This window comes from Saccharopolyspora rectivirgula DSM 43747 (assembly GCF_000497205.1).
GTDB lineage: Bacteria > Actinomycetota > Actinomycetes > Mycobacteriales > Pseudonocardiaceae > Saccharopolyspora > Saccharopolyspora rectivirgula.
Map to the genome: position 1 here is coordinate 1 of NZ_AYJW01000161.1, position 332 is coordinate 332.

Consider the following 332-nt stretch of genomic DNA (forward strand, 5'->3'; position numbering starts at 1 on the left):
CAGCCCGCTAAGAACCAGGCGGTCACCAACGTCGACCGCACCATCCGGTCGGTCAAGCGCCACATGGGCACCGACTGGAAGAAGAAGATCGACGACAAGGAGTACACGCCGCAGGAGATCAGCGCCCGCGTGCTGATGAAGCTCAAGCGGGACGCCGAGGCCTACCTGGGCGAGGAAGTCACCGACGCGGTCATCACCGTCCCGGCCTACTTCGAGGACTGCCAGATCGCCGGGCTGAACGTCCTGCGCATCATCAACGAGCCCACCGCCGCGGCGCGACTGGCAGAGCTCCATGATGGCCCCGACGAACTCCGACGGGGCGATGATCGTGC

General features: G+C 65.7%; 1 protein-coding gene. It reads left to right on the plus strand.

The window, feature by feature from the left end; genetic code table 11:
- On the plus strand, positions 1-332 hold a 332-nt coding region (locus SREC43747_RS20075; RefSeq protein ID WP_037332869.1), incomplete at both ends, for an Hsp70 family protein.